Origin of the sequence: Microbacterium sp. SZ1, from assembly GCF_002362255.1 — a bacterium.
Taxonomy (GTDB): domain Bacteria; phylum Actinomycetota; class Actinomycetes; order Actinomycetales; family Microbacteriaceae; genus Microbacterium.
This window is the reverse complement of record NZ_LPVV01000012.1, coordinates 136541-156669: the sequence shown is the minus strand read 5'-3', so window position 1 is coordinate 156669 and position 20129 is coordinate 136541. Positions and strand designations below refer to the sequence as shown.

19 protein-coding genes are annotated in these 20129 nt (G+C 70.5%); 8 read left to right on the top strand and 11 right to left on the bottom strand.

From position 1 onward, the window contains the following. Positions 1 to 19 precede the first annotated feature (19 nt). Both AUC47_RS08455 and AUC47_RS08450 read left to right on the top strand, forming a co-directional pair. Entirely contained in the window at positions 20 to 706 is a 687-nt protein-coding gene (locus AUC47_RS08455; protein ID WP_218838217.1) for a glycosyltransferase family 29 protein, read from the top strand. 45 nt (positions 707 to 751) lie between these two features. Beyond that, positions 752 to 1114 carry a hypothetical protein gene (locus AUC47_RS08450; RefSeq protein WP_096714768.1) on the top strand — a complete coding sequence of 121 codons (363 nt, stop codon included), beginning with the start codon at positions 752 to 754 and terminating at the stop codon, positions 1112 to 1114. A gap of 7 nt (positions 1115 to 1121) precedes the next feature. On the opposite strand, the gene AUC47_RS08445 is transcribed toward AUC47_RS08450, so the two are convergent. From AUC47_RS08445 to AUC47_RS08430, 4 genes are all read right to left on the bottom strand, one after another. Then, the gene (locus AUC47_RS08445; protein WP_096714767.1) at positions 1122 to 1712 is read right to left on the bottom strand and encodes a hypothetical protein; all 591 of its coding nucleotides are present in this window, start codon (positions 1710 to 1712) and stop codon (positions 1122 to 1124) included. Between the two features lie 4 nt (positions 1713 to 1716). Then, positions 1717 to 2673, bottom strand: a complete 957-nt coding sequence (locus AUC47_RS08440) for a glycosyltransferase family 2 protein (RefSeq protein ID WP_096714766.1) — start codon at positions 2671 to 2673, stop codon at positions 1717 to 1719. A 99-nt stretch (positions 2674 to 2772) separates the two neighbouring features. Next, the gene (locus AUC47_RS08435; protein WP_096714765.1) at positions 2773 to 4071 is read right to left on the bottom strand and encodes an O-antigen ligase family protein; all 1299 of its coding nucleotides are present in this window, start codon (positions 4069 to 4071) and stop codon (positions 2773 to 2775) included. Next, the gene (locus AUC47_RS08430; protein ID WP_096714764.1) at positions 4068 to 5483 is read right to left on the bottom strand and encodes an O-antigen ligase family protein; all 1416 of its coding nucleotides are present in this window, start codon (positions 5481 to 5483) and stop codon (positions 4068 to 4070) included. The genes AUC47_RS08435 and AUC47_RS08430 overlap by 4 nt, the downstream gene beginning before the upstream one ends. A 127-nt stretch (positions 5484 to 5610) precedes the next feature. Here AUC47_RS08430 and manA point away from each other — a divergent pair, with 127 nt between their 5' ends. The 4 genes from manA (at position 5611) to AUC47_RS08410 (ending at position 11847) form a co-directional block, all read left to right on the top strand. Next, the gene (gene manA, locus AUC47_RS08425) at positions 5611 to 6753 is read left to right on the top strand and encodes a mannose-6-phosphate isomerase, class I (protein ID WP_096714763.1); all 1143 of its coding nucleotides are present in this window, start codon (positions 5611 to 5613) and stop codon (positions 6751 to 6753) included. A 158-nt stretch (positions 6754 to 6911) separates the two neighbouring features. Then, positions 6912 to 7229 carry a WhiB family transcriptional regulator gene (locus tag AUC47_RS08420; protein ID WP_096714762.1) on the top strand — a complete coding sequence of 106 codons (318 nt, stop codon included), beginning with the start codon at positions 6912 to 6914 and terminating at the stop codon, positions 7227 to 7229. Between the two features lie 71 nt (positions 7230 to 7300). After that, entirely contained in the window at positions 7301 to 10471 is a 3171-nt protein-coding gene (locus tag AUC47_RS08415; protein ID WP_096714761.1) for a glycosyltransferase, read from the top strand. Next, positions 10468 to 11847, top strand: a complete 1380-nt coding sequence (locus tag AUC47_RS08410; protein ID WP_096714760.1) for a DUF5719 family protein — start codon at positions 10468 to 10470, stop codon at positions 11845 to 11847. Before AUC47_RS08415 ends, AUC47_RS08410 begins: the two co-directional genes overlap by 4 nt. Positions 11848 to 11891: 44 nt before the next feature. Here the strand turns inward: AUC47_RS08410 and AUC47_RS08405 are convergent, their stop codons facing one another. Further along, complete coding sequence (locus AUC47_RS08405) at positions 11892 to 12317, bottom strand: hypothetical protein (protein WP_256999488.1); 426 nt, start codon at positions 12315 to 12317, stop codon at positions 11892 to 11894. Between the two features lie 74 nt (positions 12318 to 12391). Here AUC47_RS08405 and AUC47_RS08400 point away from each other — a divergent pair, with 74 nt between their 5' ends. Then, a complete protein-coding gene (locus AUC47_RS08400) occupies positions 12392 to 12598 on the top strand; it encodes a DUF3499 family protein (RefSeq protein ID WP_096714759.1) in 207 nt (68 codons plus the stop codon). 39 nt (positions 12599 to 12637) lie between these two features. On the opposite strand, the gene AUC47_RS08395 is transcribed toward AUC47_RS08400, so the two are convergent. Further along, positions 12638 to 13447, bottom strand: a complete 810-nt coding sequence (locus AUC47_RS08395) for an RDD family protein (RefSeq protein ID WP_096714758.1) — start codon at positions 13445 to 13447, stop codon at positions 12638 to 12640. A gap of 16 nt (positions 13448 to 13463) precedes the next feature. Between AUC47_RS08395 and AUC47_RS08390 the strand changes: the two genes are divergently transcribed. After that, positions 13464 to 14456 (top strand): stage II sporulation protein M, encoded by a 993-nt coding sequence (locus tag AUC47_RS08390; RefSeq protein ID WP_096714757.1) that lies wholly within the window; start codon positions 13464 to 13466, stop codon positions 14454 to 14456. A 29-nt stretch (positions 14457 to 14485) separates the two neighbouring features. Here the strand turns inward: AUC47_RS08390 and AUC47_RS08385 are convergent, their stop codons facing one another. From AUC47_RS08385 to AUC47_RS08365, 5 genes are all read right to left on the bottom strand, one after another. Beyond that, positions 14486 to 15793 (bottom strand): DUF58 domain-containing protein, encoded by a 1308-nt coding sequence (locus AUC47_RS08385; RefSeq protein WP_096714756.1) that lies wholly within the window; start codon positions 15791 to 15793, stop codon positions 14486 to 14488. Then, complete coding sequence (locus AUC47_RS08380; protein ID WP_096714859.1) at positions 15794 to 16717, bottom strand: AAA family ATPase; 924 nt, start codon at positions 16715 to 16717, stop codon at positions 15794 to 15796. A 97-nt stretch (positions 16718 to 16814) separates the two neighbouring features. Continuing rightward, a complete protein-coding gene (locus AUC47_RS08375) occupies positions 16815 to 18005 on the bottom strand; it encodes a DUF4350 domain-containing protein (RefSeq protein WP_096714755.1) in 1191 nt (396 codons plus the stop codon). Continuing rightward, positions 18002 to 18640: a DUF4129 domain-containing protein gene (locus AUC47_RS08370; RefSeq protein WP_096714754.1), complete on the bottom strand. Its 639-nt coding sequence runs from the start codon at positions 18638 to 18640 to the stop codon at positions 18002 to 18004. The genes AUC47_RS08375 and AUC47_RS08370 overlap by 4 nt, the downstream gene beginning before the upstream one ends. Next, a complete protein-coding gene (locus tag AUC47_RS08365) occupies positions 18637 to 20061 on the bottom strand; it encodes a glycerophosphoryl diester phosphodiesterase membrane domain-containing protein (protein WP_096714858.1) in 1425 nt (474 codons plus the stop codon). Before AUC47_RS08365 ends, AUC47_RS08370 begins: the two co-directional genes overlap by 4 nt. Between the last annotated feature and the right edge of the window lie 68 nt (positions 20062 to 20129).

Genomic DNA, 20129 nt, shown 5'->3' with positions numbered 1-20129 from the left:
CTGGTTTCCTATGGGGCGTGTGAGGAAGCTCGTCGAGAGCGATCAGAGGTCGACCGACGAAGTCGCATTCTACGATCGCATCCGGCCGCTCGTGGCCTCGTACGGCGCCTCGCCGATTCGACGGGTCGCCGTCGTCGGCAACCAGCCCTTGGAGCCCTCGGAGGAGCGAGCCGCGATGATCGACTCCGCGGATGTCGTCTTCCGCGTGAACGGCTTCCGCATGGACGACGCCGGTTCGCCGGCGACGGTCGGTCGGCGCGTCGACGTGGTCGTCTTCAACAGGGGCGTGCGGCCCACTCCGTGGTTCTTCGACGCCTATCCCGAGCGGCTGTATCTCATGGTCGAGCCCGGTCGACTCCTCTGGGAGAACCCGAAGACACCGGCTTTCTGGCCAGCGGACCTCGGGATCGTGACCATCCCGAACAGGGAGGTCGTCCTGCCGCTCGGAGAGGCTCTCGGGGCGGATCCGAGGGAAAGCGGCCAGTGGGCGACCACGGGAACCGTGATGCTGTGGATCGCGACCAGGCTCTTCCCTGACGCCGCAGTCGACGCTACCGGGTTCTCCTTCGTCGATGCGCCGGATCAGACCTCGTGGAATCACGCGTTCGGCGACCCCTCGGCGGTAGGCGCGGAACACCGGATCGATCTCGAATCGACGCTCGTCCGCGCCTGGATCGAGAGCGGACGGATCACCTATCACCGCTGACAACGTCATCGTCTCCCCACCATCACCCGAATGATTGAGGAACCCATGCTGAACAGAATTCGTCGACGAATCGACATCGTGGTCGAGCGCCGAGTCGACGCGCGAGTGAACGAAAGACTCGGCGCGGCGCTCGAGCAGGTGGCGGCTTCGCAGCGCGATTACGATGCGCGGCTGACGGGCACGCAGGCCGACTTCTCCTATGTGCGCTCGGAGTTCGACCGCATCGCTCCGCAGCTCGCTGCGCTCGAGCAGCGCTTCGAGGTGCTGCGCGGGCGGCTCGCGCTGGAGGAGACGGATGCCGACGACGTGCTCTCTCGGGCTCGGGCCGAGCATGAGAGGGCCCGGCTGCGGCTCGAGCTCGCCTCTCACTACGAGGAGCGGCTCCGTCGCTTGGAAGCGCAAGCCTGATCGAGCGTCAGAGCCCTACGACAGTGCGGAGCTCCTCGGCAGAAGCCCGGGCGGACTCGGCGGAGGCTGACGTGCCGGAACCGTCGGAGACGGCGGTGCGAAGCGCGGCGAGCGACTCGGCGTACCTGCCCAGTGCCTCCGACCACCCGGATTGGATGGAGGTCGGCGCAGGAGTCTCGGAGAGCCGCTGCGCATCGTCTTCGAGGGTCTCGACGACGCTGAGGGCCTCCTGACCGCTCGATGCCGAGACGATGTCGATCCCGGTGAGGGCGTCATCGAGCCACCCTCTGACCTGTTCCCGGAAGGCGTCGACCGACGGATCCGGCACAGGTGGGGGAGTGGTGACGGGTGTCATGGTGGGGTCGGGCGCGATAGTCGGCGCCGGGGTCGGTTCCTCAGTGGTGGTCGCCGAGGGCGATGGCGTCGCGCTCGCCTCCGGACTCTGGCCGTCTGCGCGAGGGAGCAGGAAGAACAGAAGCACGCCGACGACGATGAGCGCGGCGACCGCGAGCCCGACGATGATCCAGATCCGTCCACGGCCGCGCGGCTTCTGCTCGAGCGGACCCCACTGCAGGTCCGGCTGGGTGTTCTCGGCCATGCGCTCACGCCTCCAGGGGTGGCATCGGCTTCCACGAGCGGTCGCGACCGAGTCGGCCGCCCTCCTTGAGCCCGCGGAAGAGGTTGCTCGTACCGCGCACGGTGCGCTCGACGAAGAACAGGCGGATGAGCTCCTTGGCGAAGGTCATCGCCGTGCCGAGGCCGAAGAGCACGGGGTTGTAGTTGTGGTGCACGCGGTAGTACTGCTTGAGGTACGCGCGGTTGCGCATGATGTAGAACCGGTAGGCGTTGCTCGACGCGTTCATGTGGCGGATCCCCATGTCCCACTGCTTGATCTCACGGGTGCGTCGCAGCACGAACTCGTCGACGATCACGGCCGTGGTCTTTCGAGAGGCCAGCCAGCCGTACATCTGATCGTCCCAGTAGATGAAGAAACGGGGGTCGGGGAGGCCGATCTGCGCGACGATCGAGCGATGGATGAACATGCCCTCGAAGCATCCGCTGTTCATCTCCTTGAAGCCGGACGCGTCGAAGCCCGACGGCGCGAACGGGATCGGGATGCCCATGCGCTCGGCGATGCGGTACTGCCAGTAGAACTCGCTGCCGTCGTAGTCGTAGCGGCGTCCCTGGATGCTCTTGAACCGCGGGGCCCACTTGCCCATCTTGGCGAGGCCGTCGGTCATGACCTCGACGTCGTCGTCCATCATCCAGATCCATTCGGACCCGAGCTCGTACGCCGTGCGCATGCCCTCGCTGAATCCGCCGGAGCCGCCCGTGTTGGTCTCGAGACGGCGGTAGACGACCTCGGTCCCCACGCGCGGGCGGAACGACTCGACGACCTCCGTCGTGTCGTCCGAGGACGCGTTGTCGATGATGACGACGTGCCCTGGCTTGGGGTCCATCGCCGTGATGCTCTCGAGGAGCCCGGTGAGGAGGTGCGATCGGTTGTAGGTGACGATGACGATCGTGGCGGACGCCGGGTCGAAGGGGACGTGTGTCACGAGTGGGATCTCCGGGAGGGTGTGGTCTCGCAGGGCGCCGCGAGCAGACCCCAGCCTACCCGGGCGGGGCGAGGAATCCCCCGAGGACGGCGCGTGCGGCTACCGCTCCGGGTGCAGTGTGGGGATTGCGCCCGTGTGCGCCGCGTCGATGTTCTCGCGCCACGACCGTGACTGACCGGCGCGCAGCGCGCAGAGCACGAGCAGGAACCAGCCGGCGCCCTCGAGGGTGAAGCTCTCGAACATCGAGTCGACGGCGAGGGTGACGAGCATGAGCGGCGTCCAGGCGTAGACGACGGAGCGGCGCACGCTCGCGACCAGCCAGGAGCGGACCATCGCGACGCCTCCGAGCAGGAGGAAGAGCACGAGCCCGGCCCAGCCGAGCTGCAGCATCACGTCGAAATAGGCGTTCAGTGCGCTCTCATGGCGGTCGTCGAGGAGGAAGTTGATGTAGGTGAAGGGGAACTCGCCACGCGCCCAGGGGCCGAACCAGCCCCAGCCCTGGATCGGCTTGAGCGAGACGAAGTCGAGGATCGTGTTCCACAGGGTCGCGCGGATCGAGAAGTCGGACCCGGCATCGAGCAGCCGGATGATCGCGTGTCGGAGGATGAACGCAGCGATGAGGGCGAGCACGACGAGCACGCTGAGTACCCACTGCACGACGCCGCGGCGCTCGCGGGGGGTGTGACGCACGATCGTGAGCGCGACCGTGCTCACCCCGACCGCGACCGCGAGGACGATCACGGTGGGGGAGGACGAGAGGAAGGCCAGCAGCGTGGCGAGTGCGATGGAGGGGATCGCGAGCGGTGCCGTGACCGACTGCGACCGCCACTCGATCACGAAGGTGATGAGCGCGACGACCGCGACGAAGCCCAGCATGTTGCGGCTGCCGAACAGCCCCTGCACGGGTCCGCCGAGCGCGAGGTTCCCCTGGATGCCGAGGAATCCGAACGGCATGTCGAGCAGGATGCCGGAGAGGATCTCCATCGCGAGCGACAGCACGAGCAGGACGCGCAGTGTGTCGCCGAGGGCTCGGACCGTCTGCAGGGTGTCGCGCACGTGCCCGACGGCGATCGCGAGGAACGCGAAGCCGAAGAGGGCCATCCAGCCGAAGGCCGTGTCGGATCTGTCGGCCGTCCAGACCAGGCTCACGAGCGCCCACGCCAGGAACGCGATCAGCGACGAGGGGGCGAGGCGCAGAGGGGAGAGCTCGGCACGGCGGACCCAGAGCACGCTGGCCCCGACGCCGCACAGCACGGCGATGATGGTCGCCAGAGTCACGGATGACGTGAGGCGCTCGATCGTGAACGATCCGAACACCGCGGTCAGCACCGCGATCGTGAATGCCCTGGCGAACTCCGCGGATCCGAGCAGGTCGGCGAGACGCCGTTCGGGCGTCACGGAACCCGCCGTGCTCTCTCGCCGCGCTCGATCACGCGGTCGCGCTCACCCACGCCGACGAGCGGGACGGATTTGATCTTGAAGCTGAGCATCACCAGCAGCATCCACCCCCACAGCATGATCGGGGTGGACTCGGTGAGACCCTGCACGAGCAGCACGATGGTGAAGAGGTTCGGGAGCAGGGTGAGCGGGGAGTACTCGCGATCGGCGGTGAGATCCCAGCGCGGGCGGTCGACCGCGAAGAACCAGGAGCGCCAGAGCAGGCTCAGGTACGCGAGCGCCATCAGCACGAGACCGACCACGCCGAGCTGCATGAGGACGTCGAGCCACATGTTGTGCGCGTGGAAGACCGTGATCCCGTGGTCGACGATCCACCTGTCGAATGCCGGGTCGAACGGGACCCACGGGCTGGAGAAGCCGTTGCCGAAGAGCGGATGATCGGCCACGCGGTCGAGCACCTTCTCCCAGATCTTGTCGGAGCGTCCGGTGAGATCGGCACTGCGACCGAGCACCGAGAGCAGCGGTGCTCGCAGCAGCCACACGGCGGCTGCGAGCGCCGCGGCGCCGCCGATGAAGATCACGTAGAGGCGGGTGCGGGCCCCGGGGGTGGCGGTGCGACGCATCAGCAGTGCGACGACGAGGACCACGAGGGCTGCCGCCGCACAGGCGTAAGCGGTCGCCGAGCCTGCCCTGATCAGGAAGTACGCCGCCAGCAGCGACCACAGCCCGAGCGTTGTGCGCCACCGAGCCCGAGCCGCGAATCGGATCCCGAACGTGATGAGGGCGAACAGGCTGATGATCGCCAGCAGGTTCGAGTTGCCGACGATGCCCTGGATGCGCTCGCCGTCGAACAGGTTGCCGCGGACCCAGTACCAGTGCGCGTTCATCTCGCCGTCCGGCCGGACGAAGAAGTTCGGCAGGATCGGGCCGTGCACGACGAGAGCGACCCACAGCTCGATCGCGAGTGACAGGCCGAGGATCCACTTGAACGCCGACGCGAGGGCGCGCACGATCTCGCTCCAGCTCAGCACATGCACGATGAAGAGGGCGTTCACGGTGACTCCGGCGAGCAGGGCCCACGTGAGAAGAGTGGCACCGCGCCACTGCGACCACGCGACCGACACGAGTGCGAGCACGGTGTAGGCGGTCGCGGCCCACGGCAAGCGGCGCCAGGCGAACGCCTGCGGGCGGCGGCGGGACACCATCGGGATGCCGATCGCCAGCGTGACGACGACGAACGCCGCGAGCACGATGCCGGCGCCGACCTCGCCGACGAGGTTGTAGACCGCCGAATGCGCGAACGTCGCGAACAGCACGAGGATGATGTAGCCGCGCAGCAGCAGATGCCCCGTCGACTCGCGTTCCGGTGCGCGGGGCGGAGCGGAGACCGGATGCTTCGTGTACTGCGCCATCGGGATCAGGCTACCGCGCGCACCCGGGCATCCACCGGACGCGCCGCGCGCCCGGTCCCGCTCGTGATCCTTCCGGCCACGTGTCATCGAGTCGCCCGCTGATCGCAGCGCGCCCTACCCTGGTGACATGCTGCTCAGCCTGACGAACGCGCCCCGCGACTACGCCTGGGGATCCACCACACTCCTCGCCGAGCTCGAAGGCCGCGAACCGGCGGCTCAGCCCGAGGCCGAGGTCTGGTTCGGCGACCACCCCGGAGATCCGGCCGACATCGACGGGGGCGGAACGCTCGATTCCGTCACCGGTGGCACGCTGCCGTACCTGCTCAAGCTGCTCGCAGCCGCATCGCCGCTCTCGATCCAGGTGCACCCGACGATCACGCAGGCGCGCGACGGATGGAGCCGTGAGTCGGACCTCGCCCTCGACGACCCGCGGCGCAACTACCGCGACGACAACCACAAGCCCGAACTCATCGTGGCCCTCAGCGACCGCTTCGAGTCTCTGAGCGGACTGCGCGAGGTGCGCAGCACCCTGCGGCTGCTCGCCGAGCTGGACCGTGGCACCGGTGTGGAGTCGCTCATCGAGCGTCTCTCCGGCGAGGGCGACGTACTGCGCGACGCGATCGGCTGGTTGCTGTCCGGCGATGCCCAGGGCGAGGTCGACGAGGTCATCGCTGCGGTGCGTGCGGCAGCCGGCTCGGCGACGGGGGAGTGGGAGGACACGCTGCGGGCGGTGTCGGCGATCTCGACGACGTACCCCGGCGACCCCGGCGTGGTCGTGGCTCTTCTGATGAACCACGTCGTGCTGAAGCGGGGAGAGGGCGTCTTCCTGCGAGCCGGTCTCCTGCACGCATACATCTCCGGTCTCGGCGTCGAGATCATGGCGGCGAGTGACAACGTGCTGCGCGGGGGCCTGACGCCCAAGCGCATCGACGTTCCCGAGCTGCTGTCGATCCTCGACACCACCCCCGGCGAGGTGCCGGTGCTGCGGCCGTCCGCGCGCGGCGCCCTCACGACCTACGAGGTGCCGGTCGCGGACTTCGCGCTGCAGCGCGCCGCACTGTCGGGCGACGACGTCGAGGTGCCGGTGAGCGGCCCGACGATGGTGCTCGCGACGGCCGGTGACGTGTCCGTGCTGTGCGCCGACGGCGAACGGCGGGCTGTGCCGGTGGGAACCGCTCTCTACGCGGACGCCGCGGAAGGGCAGATCATCCTGACCGGGTCCGGCGAGGCGTTCATCGCGACGCCGGGAGCAGCAGCCGACACGCGCTGAGATCGCGACACGCCGGAGCGACACGCCGATGGACCGCCGTGAACCTTCAAGAGATCGTTGAGGGTTTACGATCCGCGACTTGACCGATGCGAATGACACGGGTGTAATTAGTGGTGCACGGCCCGCCGAGGGGGCGGAATACAGGGTTGGAGATCGAGATGACGGGATACCGTTCGGACGTGCCGGACAACTGGTTCGTCGACCCGGTCAACCTCGGCGTTCCGGGGGTCCGCAGGGTCGAGGCCGACGACGACAACGCACTCGCGTGGCAGACCGACGCGCTGTGCTCGCAGACCGATCCCGAGGCCTTCTTCCCCGAGAAGGGCGGATCGACCCGCGACGCGAAGCGGATCTGCACCTCGTGCGACGTGCGCGGTGAATGCCTGGAGTACGCTCTGAACAACGACGAGCGGTTCGGGATCTGGGGCGGCCTCTCCGAGCGCGAGCGCCGCAAGCTCAAGCGCCGCGCGAGCTGACGACCGGGCTTCGGGCCACGCCGCACCCACTGCATCCGACGAGTGGCGAGCCCGCATAGGCTGACGACGTCATGCCAGCCCGAGTTCATGCCATCATCGTCGCGCGCCCCGGTTCGTCCGCCCGCGCGCAACTGCTGCACACGCTGGACGCTCTGCGTTCACAGACCGTCACGGCGGCGGCGATCACGCTCGTGATGTGCGGCGATGCGACGACGGCGCGGGAGAGCGCGACCGTCGGAGAGCTGGTCGAGGGGGTCATCGAGGCTCGTACGAGCACGTCGTTCGCCGACGCGATCGACCTGGCGAGGCCGCGGATCCCCGAGGGCAGCGCGGTGTGGCTTCTCGCCCACGACACCGCCCCGCATCCTCGGGCGCTGGAACGACTCGTCGGTACGCTCGAGCGCTCGCCGTCGGCCGCCATCGCTGCGCCGAAACTCGTGGAGACGGACGACGACCGCGAGATCGTCTCCCTCGGCGTGAGCATGACGAGCCTCGGGCGCTCCGTCGAGCTCGCCGCGGGCGAGCTCGATCAGGGACAGCACGACGGCCGCGACGACGTCCTCGGCGCCGACATTCGCGGGATGCTCATCCGCTCGCAGGTCCGGGAGGCGCTGCGGCCCGACCGCGCACTCGGCGGAGCAGACGAGGGCTTGGACCTCGGCGTCCGCGCCCGCCTCGGCGGCGGCCGCGTCGTGCTGACGCCCGCCGCCCGGGTCTCGGTGTCGCCCGACGGCCCCGCGGCGCTGCCGACAGGCCGAGGCAGGCGCGCCTTCGCCCAGCGCCTCGCACAGCTGCACCGCCGCCTCGCCTACGCGCCGGCTGCCGCGGTTCCCCTGCACTGGCTGACGCTGCTGCCGCTCGCGCTCTGGCGCTCCATCACGCATCTGATCGGGAAGCGCCCGGAAGCCGTGGCGCCGGAGTGGGGAGCCGCGGCGACCGCGATGGCGAGAGTCGGAGCCGTGTCGCGCTCGCGACGGCGCATCCGCGAGTTCCGCACATCCACCTGGTCCAGCATCGCGCCGCTGCGTGTGAGTCGAGCCGATCTCCGCCGCCGTCTGGATGACGGTCACGGAAGCGAACGCGGAGTGGCCAACGAACTCCGCTTCTTCTCCGGCGGAGGAGCGTGGGCCGTGCTCGCCGCCCTGGTGGTCAGCGTCGCGACCTTCACTTCGCTGCTCGCCTGGCCCGTCGTCGGCGGCGGTGCGCTGCTGCCGCTGCGCACGACACTCGCGGCTCTCTGGGCCGACGCCGCCTGGGGCATCCGCGGTCTCGGCGTCGACGTCGTGGGGCCCGCCGATCCCTTCGCCGGGGTGATCGCCGTGCTCGGCTCGCTGTGGCCGGCCGGCCCTTCCTTCGCCCTCGTCCTGCTGTGGGTGCTCGCGCTTCCGCTCGCGGTGCTCGGGGCATGGTTCGCGGCGACGCGCGTCACGGATCGTGCAGGTCTCCGCATCCTCGCCGGGATCGTCTGGGCACTGGCCCCGACCTTCCTCACCGCGCTCGTCGACGGCCGCCCCACCGGCGTCCTCGTTCACCTGCTGCTGCCGTGGCTCTTCCACGCGGCGGTCGTGTCGCATCGCTCGTGGGGAGCCGCCGGCGCCGCGTCCCTTCTCTTCGCGGGGGTCGCGGCGTGTGCGCCGTCGCTCGTCCCGGCATTGCTGCTGCTGTGGGTGATCGCGGTCGGCATCAGCCTCGCCGGTGCCCGCGTGCGCGGAGCGATCCGACTCCTCTGGGTGCTGGTGCCCGCCGCAGCGCTGTTCGCGCCCCTGGTCGCCTGGCAGCTCCGTCACGGAAGCCTCATCGCCCTGCTCGGCGACCCCGGTCTGACCTGGGCGGGACCTCAGGTCGCCGCCGATCCGGCAGGGCGACTCACGCTCGCCACAGGATTCCCGTCGCCGGACCTCGGCGGGTGGGTCGGCATCCTCGGCCCCGACGTGGCTCCGTGGATCGGGATGCTGTTCGCGCCGCTCGCGCTCCTGGCGCTGATCGCGGCGGTCTCACCGCGCTGGCGGGTGGGGATCACGCTTCTGATCGCGGCAGCGAGCGGACTCGCCACATCCTTCCTCGCGGTCGGCATCGCCGTGTCCTTCGCGCAGGGCACTCCCGTCACGATCTGGCCGGGGAACGGCCTGAGCCTCGCGTGGCTCGGTGTGCTGGGTGCGGCGCTCGTGACGCTCGACAGCGCGGTCTCGGTGCCGCGACTGCGCATCATCGGCGCGGCCGTCGCCGGTCTCGCCGTCGCCGTGTGCGCCGTGCCGGCTCTCGCCGCCTTCCACACGGGACGCACGGTGCTCACCGACGGACCTGCGTCGACGCTGCCGGCCTATGTGGCGGCGCAGGCGGGGGAGGACAGCCCTGTCGGAACTCTCGTGCTCACCCCGCGTGATGAGGGCGGGCTGGCGGCGGAGGTCGCATGGGGCGCGAGCGAGACGCTCGGAGCCCAGACCACGATGCTCTCCACCGCGACCGAGCCCCTCGGCCGCGACATCACCACGCTGTCGGTCGACCTGCTCTCGGCGCGTGACTTCGATGCCGCCGCACAACTCGGCGACCTCGGGATCTCGTACGTGCTTCTCGCCTCGGTGTCGGACGATCAGTCGGACCGCGCCAGGACGCTCGGAACCGCGGCGATCACCGCCCTCGACCAGCGCCCCGGGTTCGTGCAGGCGGGAACGACCGATCGCGGGGTCCTCTACCGGCTCGAAGCGGATGCAGCTCCGCGGGCGGCGCTGTCTGCGGGGCACGAGGCGACGGCCCGTCTCGTGATCACGGTGCAGCTCGTGCTTCTGTTCGCCGCCCTGCTCCTCTCGATCCCGACCCGCGCCTCCCGCCGTGCCGCGCGCGCGACGCCGCGCATCGTCGGCCTCGCTCCGGAGGAACGACTCGTTTTGCCTCGCCACGCGGAGGACCTGGACGGTCCGGAGCTCCCCGAGCACGACGAGGGCGACGATCGCGCCGAGGATGCCGCTGACGGCGGGGCCGATGTGCAGCGTCCGGGAACGGCGGACGAGGTCGATGCGGATGCGGAAGGAACCGCCGACGCGGACGCAGATGCCCGAGCGGCCGTCGAAGCCGACGAACCGGCCGCTCCCATCGACCCGACCGATCCATCCGATCCGTCCGATTCATCCGTCGATGACGGCCCGACCGACAACGATGATGCGGCGGTTTCCGCTCCCGAGCGTCCGATTGATCACCACTCGGACTCAGCGACCGTCACCGACCCCGAGGAGGGCAGGCGATGACCGCCAACCGAGCATTCCGCGTGGCGGCGACCAGTGCCCGCGTGGTCACCGGGGCGCTCGTCGCGGCGGCCTGCGTCGCCGGCACTGTGCTCGCGATCTCTGCCTCGCTGCCGACGATCGCCCACGAGCCGGCGCAAGCCGACGTCACCCCGCTGCCGGGTGATGCCGTGCTGGTGTGCAACGGCGACTTCCGCGCGCTCGGTCGTGATCCGCTGAACTCGCTGGAGATGGTGTCGGCGGCATCCCCGCGCTTCACGAGCGGCGGAACAGCGGGTGCACCGGCCTCGACCTCGATCACCGCCGACGACCTCGTCGGTGCGGGTGAGGTGCGCCGCCTCGTCGGCGAGGTGCAGGACCGCACGGCGCCGCTCATCGCCGGAACCGAATCGTTCGCGCTGGCGGAGGACGACCTCTTCGGCTTCGCCGCCGCTCCCTGCCGACCCGCGAGCAGTGAGTCGTGGCTGGTCGGCGGCACCGTCGAGACCGGCGCGAAGGACATCGTCGTGCTCACCAACCCGGGCGCCGTGCCCAGCACCGTCTCGCTGTCGGTCTTCGGCACGGTGCGCGCCTCCACCTCGGTCATCGTGCCCCCGGACACCCAGGTGTCGCTGCCCCTGTCATCGATCGCAAGCGGCTCGGAGGTCCCGATCGTCAAGGTGACCGCCACCGGATCTCCTGTGCGGGCGGTGCTGCAGTCCTCGCTCACCCGCACGCTCGACCCGGCGGGGATCGATCTGCAGGATGCCGTGGCGGCGCCGCAGCGGCATCCCGTGATCCCGGGGGTCCAGGTCCTGCAGGCGCCGGCTGACGGCAGTGAGATGGCGGTGCTGCGTCTGATGTCGCCCGACGCCGACACGGAGGCCGTCGTCACGATGCGGAAGGTCGGCGACTCCACGTCGACCACGCAGGTGCCGGTCACCCTTGCAGCCGATCAGCCGACCGAGATCTCCCTCGCCTCCGTTCCGGTCGGGGAGTACGTCGTGGACATCGAGGCCGAGGCGCCCGTCCTGGCCGGCATCCGCGAGCAGGACGGCTCAGGCCCGCAGACGGACTTCGCGTGGCTCCTGCCGGCTCCGGAGTTCGACGACGACGTCGTCGTGGCAATCCCCGACGGTCCTTCGCCTCGCCTGGTGTTCGCCAACGATGAGGACGAGGACGCCACGGTCGAGGTCGCGGTGCTCGGCGGCGAATCGTCGTCGGTCACTGTGCCGGCCGGATCCTCCGCCTCGTTCGAGGTGGACCCCCGCACCTCGTACTCGCTGAGCACTTCCGGTCCGGTCCACGCCTCCGTGCGCATGACGGCGGCCGGCGCGCTCGCGGGCTGGCCGGTATGGCCGGAGGCGGGGGCGCAGCAGACGATCACCGTCTACCCCTGACGTCGCTGAATGCCCTGACGTCGCTGAATGCCGAGGTCCCCGCGTCAGTGGTCGTGACCGCCGAGGTCCCAGGGCTCGCGCCCGACGTACTCGGCCGCAGCACGGAACACCGCGCTCTCGATCGCCATGCGCCGGTGCGCGTTGTCATCGTGGCCCGGGGGCAGCAGTCGCTCGATGGGGAGGCGGAACAGCACGATCCGGCGGTTCTCGCGGTCGAGGTACCAGCGGGGCACCTCCTCGGCGCTCTCGAACGCCGGCATCGCTCCAATCTCGAAGCGCACGTCCTGCAGCTCCGGCCACGTACCTCGGAGGAATTCCACGGCGGTGCCGACGGTCAGGTCGAAGCGGTCGATCCGGCCGTCGAGGGGCGCCAGCGGCGGCCGGACGACCTCGCTGCGACCGAGACGGCCGTGGCGGCCGTGGCGTGCCCCGCGTCGGGGAGAGGCGGACATGCGGGACCTGCGAGGCATAGCGAAAGTCTAGGCCGAACCGAGTGCGGCGCGGCGTCGAGGCCCGGCCATTCCGCGGACGTAACCTGACGGTGATGGACGGAAGACTCTGCTCGAAAGTCGGCTGCGCGCGTGAGGCCGTGGCTACGCTCACCTACGACTACGGCGACCAGATGGCCGCGCTCGGTCCGCTGGGCATCGCGAACCATCCGCACGCCCACGACCTGTGCGCCCCGCACGCCGACCGGCTCTCGGTCCCTGCCGGATGGCTCGTGGTGCGGCACGAGGCGCTGCGCGCCTAGACCCCGACGAGACGTGGTCGCGTCGGGACGCCGAAGCGCCTAGACGCCGACGCGCCGCCCCGTCAGGCGCTCGGCCCTGCGGTCGGCGTTCTCCAGCGCCCGCCGCTCGCGCTCGCGGCGCAGAACGGTGGCGCCGATCAGCACCTCTTCTGGCGAGACGGGCGGAAGGGGCGAGATGAACGGCGACGCCTCGACGAGCAGGTCGTGCGCCACGCGCGTCCGTGCTGCGGGGACCATGCGAGGCGCGCTCTGCAGGAACTGCGAGATGCGGCGGGCGAGGCGGTCCGGCAGTCGAGCGACGTCGGCGATCTGCGCCCACCCTGCCAGAGACGGCGGCAGCACGGGAACGGACGGGACGAGTTTCGGCGTGCGCACGCGCTGGCTGTACGTCCCGGCGACCATGTCGCCCAGGCGCTGCGATCGCGCGCTGAAGGCACCGGCGAGGACCGCGACGCTGCCGAGGGTCATGTAGATCTCGAGGACGCCGAGGAGAGCGCGGATGAAGGCGTGCCGGAATCCCGGGGCGCCGCCGTCGATGCGCACGATGCGCCCGCCGACCGCGAGCTTGCCGAGGCTCCGCCCCTTGAGCGCCATCTCCATGGTGATCGGCAGCACGACGAAGCTCACCACGAGCGCGCTCACAGTGGCGATGCGGTCCGTGGCCTCATCGAGGATGCCGGCGTCGAGCAGCCAGATGCGCAGGAAGATCCACAGCAGGAACACGCCGAGACCGACGAGCATGTCGATGATGGCGCCCGCGGCCCGCAGCACGAAGCCGATCGGCTGCACGTCGATCGCGACGGCCTCGCCGGAGAGCACCTCGTCGGACGTATCGAGCGGCGCGGACATGAGTACAGTAAATCAGGTGGATGCCGATGCGCTGACCGATGCACGCCGCGCCGAATGGGAGCGGCTCGACCGGTTGAGCCGTGAGCGCCTGGACGGAGCGGGCGTCGACGAGTTGATCGTGCGCTATCGTGCGGCATCCGCCGATCTCGCCGAGCTGAAGACCTCGGTGGGGGAGTCGCCGCAGGGGTCCTACCTCTCCACGATCCTCGTGCGGGCCCGACTGCGTCTCACCGGAGCCTCCGACAGCATCCTCACCCAGATCGCCCGCTTCTTCTCGCTGCAGCTGCCCGCCGCCCTCTACCGCCTTCGGTGGACAACGCTCGTGATCGCCGTCTCGTTCATCGCCGTCGCGGTCGGCACCGCCGTCTGGATCTCCTCCGATCCCGCGCTCGTCGCCACGCTCGGCCCGCCCGACATGCTGGCGCAGTACGCCGACGAGAGCTTCACCGGCTACTACACCGAGAACCCCGCCGCGGTCTTCATGGGGATGGTGTGGACGAACAACGCGTGGATCGCGCTGCAGTGCGTCCTGTTCGGGATCACCGGCATCTGGCCCGTGAACGCCCTGGTCCAGAACGCCATGGGCCTCGGGATCTCGGGCGCCGTCATGGCCGCACACGGGCGCGCCGACGTTATGGTGCTGTACATCCTTCCGCACGGTCTGCTCGAGATGACATGCATCTTCGTCGCCGCAGCCGGGGGTCTCCACCTGTTCTGGTCGTGGGTCGCGCCGGGGAACCGATCGCGCGGCGAGTCGCTCGCCGCCGAGGGCCGATCCCTCGCCACCGTCGCGATCGGACTGGTCTTCGCCCTGTTCCTCGCGGGGCTCGTCGAAGGATTCGTCACCGGCTGGGCGCTCCCGTGGCCTGTCAAGATCGGCATCGGGGTCGCCGCCCTCGCGGTGTTCCTCATCTACATGCTCGTGATCGGCCGCCGTGCATACCTCCGCGGCGAGACCGGTGACCTCGTCGAGTACGAGGCGGGCACCCCGCGTCTCGTCGCGGGCTGACCCGAGCCTCGACAACGCTCGACCCGGCCTCAGAGCCGGCCGGCGGCCTTGAGCTCCAGGTAGCGGTCGGCGATGCGCGGCGGCAGCGATTCCGGGTCGGCCGCGATCGCCTCGCCTCCCGCTCGGCGGATCGCGTCGGCGACGTTCTCGGCCTCCCTCATCGTCTGCTCGGCAGCGGCGGCGACGTAGATCTCTTCGCGGCTCCCGCGCTTTCCGGCGAGGTCGGCGATCCCGTCGTCGGTCACGGAGCCGACGAGGATCGACGTGGCCCGCGTCGCATCGGGGAAGGCGCCGAGGAAGCCCCGGGCGGACTCCGCGGCGTCCTGCGCGGTCAGCACGACGATGAGAGACGGCCGCGTCGTGAGGGTGCGCACCGCGGCGAACGCGCTCGGCCAGTCGGTGTCGACGAGACGGGCGTGCACGGGAGCCATCGCGTCGGTCAGAGCCGGGAGCAGGCCCGCGCCCTCCACTCCCGTGACGCGAGCCCTCGCCACGCGGTCGTACATCAGCAGGTGCACGTGGTCGCCCGCCCGCGCGGCGAGGGCGGCGAGCAGCAGCGTGGCTTCGAGTGACGCGTCGACACGAGTGCCGTCTCCGACGCGTGCCGCCGCGGTACGCCCGGTGTCGACGATGATGACGACGTGCCGGTCGCGCTCGGGACGCCAGGTGCGCAGCATCGTCGTGCCCGCGCGCGCGGTGGCGCGCCAGTCGATCGAGCGCACGTCGTCTCCGCGGACGTACTCGCGGAGCGAGTCGAACTCGGTGCCCTGACCGCGCACCTGGATGCTGGTGTTGCCGTCGAGCTCGCGCAGACGCGCCAGACGGGACGGCAGGTGCTTGCGTGAGGAGAACGCGGGCAGCACGCGGATCGCGCCGCGCACGCGATGGCGCGCCTGTCGACCCGCGAGGCCGAGCGGCCCGCGCGAGCGCACCATGACGAACTCGCTCACGAGCTCGCCACGTCGACGGGGGAGGAGCGGGATCTCCGCGCGGCGGCGCTCGCCGGGTGGGACCTCGAGACGCTGCCTGGCGCCGTCCGCGCCCGCCGTCGGCTGCCACGCGTCGCGGATAAGCGCATGCAGCGTGCGGGTGCCGGTGTTCTGCAGCGCCACGCTCACCGGCACGAGCTCGCCGATGCGCGTGCGATCCGGCACCCGGCGGGTCACGATGACCGAACGGGCACTCGGAGCAAGCACGACGTCGAGAGCGGTGAGCAGCACGCACAGCCCGATCCAGATGCCCAGCGCGGCGTACGCGGGGTACCCGGCGAGACCGGTGAGGACGACGGGAACGACGCCCACGCCCACCGCGAGAGCGAGACGACCGGTGACGAACACCTAGATCGGCACCCTGGTCTGCTGCACGACGGAGGTGAGGACCGCGTCGGCGGACACGCCCTCCATCTGCGCGTCGGGTCGCAGCTGCAGGCGGTGGCGCCACACCGGAACGAGCATGGTCTGGATGTGGTCGGGCGTCACGGCGGAGGATGCGTTGAGCCAGGCCCACGCCTTCGCGGCTGCCAGCAGACCGGTGGATGCGCGAGGGCTCGCTCCGAGCTCGACCGACGGCGACTGACGGGTGGCCCTCGCGAGGTCGACGACGTACCCCAGCACGTCGTCGGTCACGTCGACGCGAGCTGCGGCAGCCTGTGCCGCGCGGATGACTGCGGCATCCACGACGGCCTCCACGCCTGTGAGCTCCCGCGGCGAGAAGCCGGACGCGTGCTTGCGCAGCACCGAGACCTCGGCGTCGCGCTCCGGCATTCCCACGACCAGCTTCATGAGGAACCGGTCGAGCTGAGCCTCGGGCAGCGAGTACGTCCCCTCGTGCTCGATCGGGTTCTGGGTCGCGGCCACGAGGAAGGGGTCCGGCAGCGGCCTGCTCGTGCCGTCCGCCGAGACCCGGCGCTCCTCCATCGCCTCGAGGAGCGCCGCCTGCGTCTTCGGCGGCGTGCGGTTGATCTCGTCGGCGAGCAGGATGTTCGTGAAGACGGGCCCTGCGCGGAAGTCGAACTCCCCGGTGCGCGCGTCGTACACGAGCGAGCCCGTGACGTCGCCAGGCATGAGGTCGGGGGTGAACTGCACCCGCTTGGTGTCGAGGCCGACCGCGCGGGCGAACGACCGCACGACGAGCGTCTTCGCGACGCCCGGCACACCCTCGAGGAGCACGTGTCCGCGGGCGAGGAGCGCGACCAGGAGACCGGTCACAGTCCCGGCCTGGCCGACGACGGCCTTGTCGACCTCCGTCCTGACGCGATGCATCGCCTGACGCAGGTCGGCGTCGGTGGGGTTCTCAGGGGTCACGCTGGGCCTCGGCTTCCGGTCGGATTCGGTGTGGTCGGGGGCGGGGAGAGATCACTCACTCGGCCCTCCGCATCTCGCGGAGGGTGTCGTCGACGGCTCTTTCGAGCTCGCTCAGGCGGCGGGCCAGTTCGACGAGCCCGGCGTCATCGGTCGGGAGCGGGCCGGCGAGGAGAGTCTGCAGCGAGCCGCGCGGGATCCGGAGACGGTCGGATGCCGCGTCGGCGACTTCGTCGGCGCTCGCCTGCACGGCGAGACCCAGACGACGCGCGAGCCGACGTCGGCTGCCGTCGCGGATCGCTTCAGCGGCGTGGGCGGCGTCGCCGGCCTTGGCGGTGAGGCGTGCGCGGCCGAGCATCGTCTCCGAGGCCCGGACCGTGACGGGCAGCGTCTCGGCGACGAGAGGGCCGAAGCGCTGCCCACGCCACAGGCCCGCGGCGAGGGCGGCGAGCATGAGCATCAGGATCGCCGGGGTCACCCACTCCGGGGTGAGCGATCCGAGCGTGTCGGGTTCGGCCGCCTCGATGTCGGTGTCGGTGAAGCTGGGCACGTACCAGACGACCTTCTCCGTCTGTCCGAGCAGTGCGAGTCCGAGGGCCGCGTTGCCGTTCTCGACGAGGTACGCGTTGCTGAACAATCGCGCACCCTCCACCACGGTGCGCGTCTGGCCGTCGACCTCGCCGATGAGCACGGCCGCGGCATCCCTGGTACCGAAGCAACCCTGCACCCCGGGGTCCGGGGTGAACACCCGGTCGGGGCGGATCGCACCGACGCGCGCGAACTCGGTGACGTCGCAGTCGGCCTCCACCTCGGCGGACTCCGACGTCGCGTTGTCGCCCAGACCGAGCGAGGCGACGAGATGGGTGCTGGCGGAGAGGAAGACGACGCGGTCGGCCGGCTCGATGAGATCGGCGACTCCCTCGTCGGTGAGCGTGTACGGATTCGCCATCGCGAGGGTCGAATCGGAATCGAGCGCGGCCCGCACCTCGGAACGCGAGCGCACCACCTCGATCTCGACGCCCTGATCGCGCAGCAGCTCGGCGAGCGCTCGCGTCCCGGAATCGCCGACGCCCTCCGGGTCGAGTCCGCCGCGACCGCCGGGCATCTGGGTGGCCACCTGCGTCGCGACGACGACCCCGACGAGGACCAAAGCCGCGACGACGACCCACCCGGTCATCGCTTTCAGGCGCCGCCGCGGATCGGGTCGGTCCGCCGTCGACGTCGGCTGCTCTTCGGTCTCCGCCGTCATGCTGTCGCCAGTTCGGGTCGAAGCGCGGTCAGCCGGTCGTCGGTGGCGGCGAGCTCGGCGTAGCTCTCGGCGGACGCCGGATGCCGGAGGTAGCGCACGTCGTCGAACGACGTCGCCGCGCGCCGGACGGCGTCGGCCTCGGCGGTGAAGACCCGTGAGACCTCGCGGGCGATCGCCTGCGCGGTCGCGCCGGGCGAGGGGTCGATGAGATCCCGCTCGAGGAGACCGCGTGCCAGGGCACGGAAGCGCAGGACGGTCGCCTCGTCCCAGTCGCCGGATCGAGCGGCGCGCTCGGCATCCGCTCGCAGCTGGGATGCCGAGCGATCGTCGTCCGCGCCGAGCAGACCTGTGATCGGACGCCGTACGGCGCGTCCGCGTCGCGGTCTGCCCCAGATGACGAGCGCGGCCACCAGCGCGGCGAAGACGATGACGCAGACGACGATCAGGGCGGTCGGCCCGATGTTCTGCCCGTTGTCCGAGCTGAAGAGATCGGCGAGGAAACGTCCGATGTCGCGCGAGATCAGGTCGAACCATGTGGGCTTGGCGTCGGCGTAACGGGGGTCGGCGAGCTCTTCCTCCGCCCAGCGCCTGGCCTCGTCGCCGTCCGGGGCGAACACGTCGAGGAGAGCGATCATGCGGGTCCGCGCGACCCGGATCCGGGGGCGGTCCAGGTCGAGCTGTCGTCGGCTCCCGCAGTCGCAGGGGCGCTGGATGCGGCGGGCGGAGCCGGAGGCGCAGGGGGCGCGGGCGGCGCGGGGTACGCCTGTCCCGAGTAGGGGGGAGGCGAGTGCGGCTGACCGGCGGCGTTCGGGGCGGGGTACGCCGGCTGAGGCGGCGCAGCGGTGTAGGGCGGCGCGGGATAGGGCGCAGCGGGCAGGGGTGGAGCGGGGTAGGGCTGCGCGGGGTAGGGCTGGGCGGCGGGGTACCCGGTCGTCTGGTACGGCGCGTTCATCGCCCACTCCGGCACCTGCTTCGGCGGCGGCGCGCTCGTCACCGCGCGTCCCGGATCGACGACGAACGGGTCGCTGAGCTGCTCGTCGGCCCAGCCGAGGTCACGGCGCTCGACATGGCTGATGAGCGCCTGGTCGAGTCCCTCGTACCGCATGCGGCAGTCGAGGTAGACGAGGGTTCCCGCGGTGCTCTGCACGACGAGGGTGATCGCCTGCAGCACGAGGAGGAGGATCTGCGGCGCGAGGAGGGCGAAGACGAAGCCCAGGATCGCCGAGGGGTCGGTCGAGCCCGTCGGCGCGATCACCGTGCCGAGCATCGAGCTCAGCAGAGCCACGGGGATGTTCACCACCTGCATGGCGAGGCCCATGATCGCGCCGATGAGGAAGGTGACGCCCCATGCGACCCAGAAGCGTCCGCGGGTCAGACGCCACGACCGCACCAGCGCCTCGCGGAACGTCGCGCGCTCGAGCACGAGGATCGACGGCACGAGCATCAGCTTGGTGGTGAGCCAGACCACGAGCGGGATGGTGGCGAGCACGAGCAGGATCAGGAGGACGACCAGTCCGCCGATCGCCTCCATCGATCCGCCGAGCCCGCCGGCGATGAACCCGGCGATGATGAGGAAGGCGATCACGATGATGCCGAAGACGAACGCCACGGAGAGCGACGCGAACGCCGCGAGACGCCAGAACGCCGGGAGCATCTTCTTCCACAGCGCACCGAGGGAGGCCTTGACCCCGATCGCCGCATTGCCTATCTCGGCGGCCACCACACCCTGCATGAGGGCGGTGAAGGCGATCGACGCCAACCCGACCGCGATGCCGGCGACGAGGTTCATGCCGATCGTTCCGGCGAGCACCGCCTCGAAGTCCGGTGACGAGGGGGAGAGCGACTCGAGCCGTGCGAAGGTCGTCGCGAAGACGAAGCCCATGAGCGCCGCGCTGAGCACGACGACGATGAGCTGGATCACGACGCCGAAGCCGAAGAGCACCTTCGGGTTGTGGCGCAGAGCCGAGAACGATCGCCCGAGCAGCATCCCGAATGTGAGCGGATGCAGGGGGATGATGCCCCGCTTGGGGGCTGGGGTCCACGTCTGGCCGGTCACCGGCACTCCCTCCGTCGTGCGCTCCCATCGTGTCATAACACACGTCGCGCGCGCAGACGCCGAGTCGT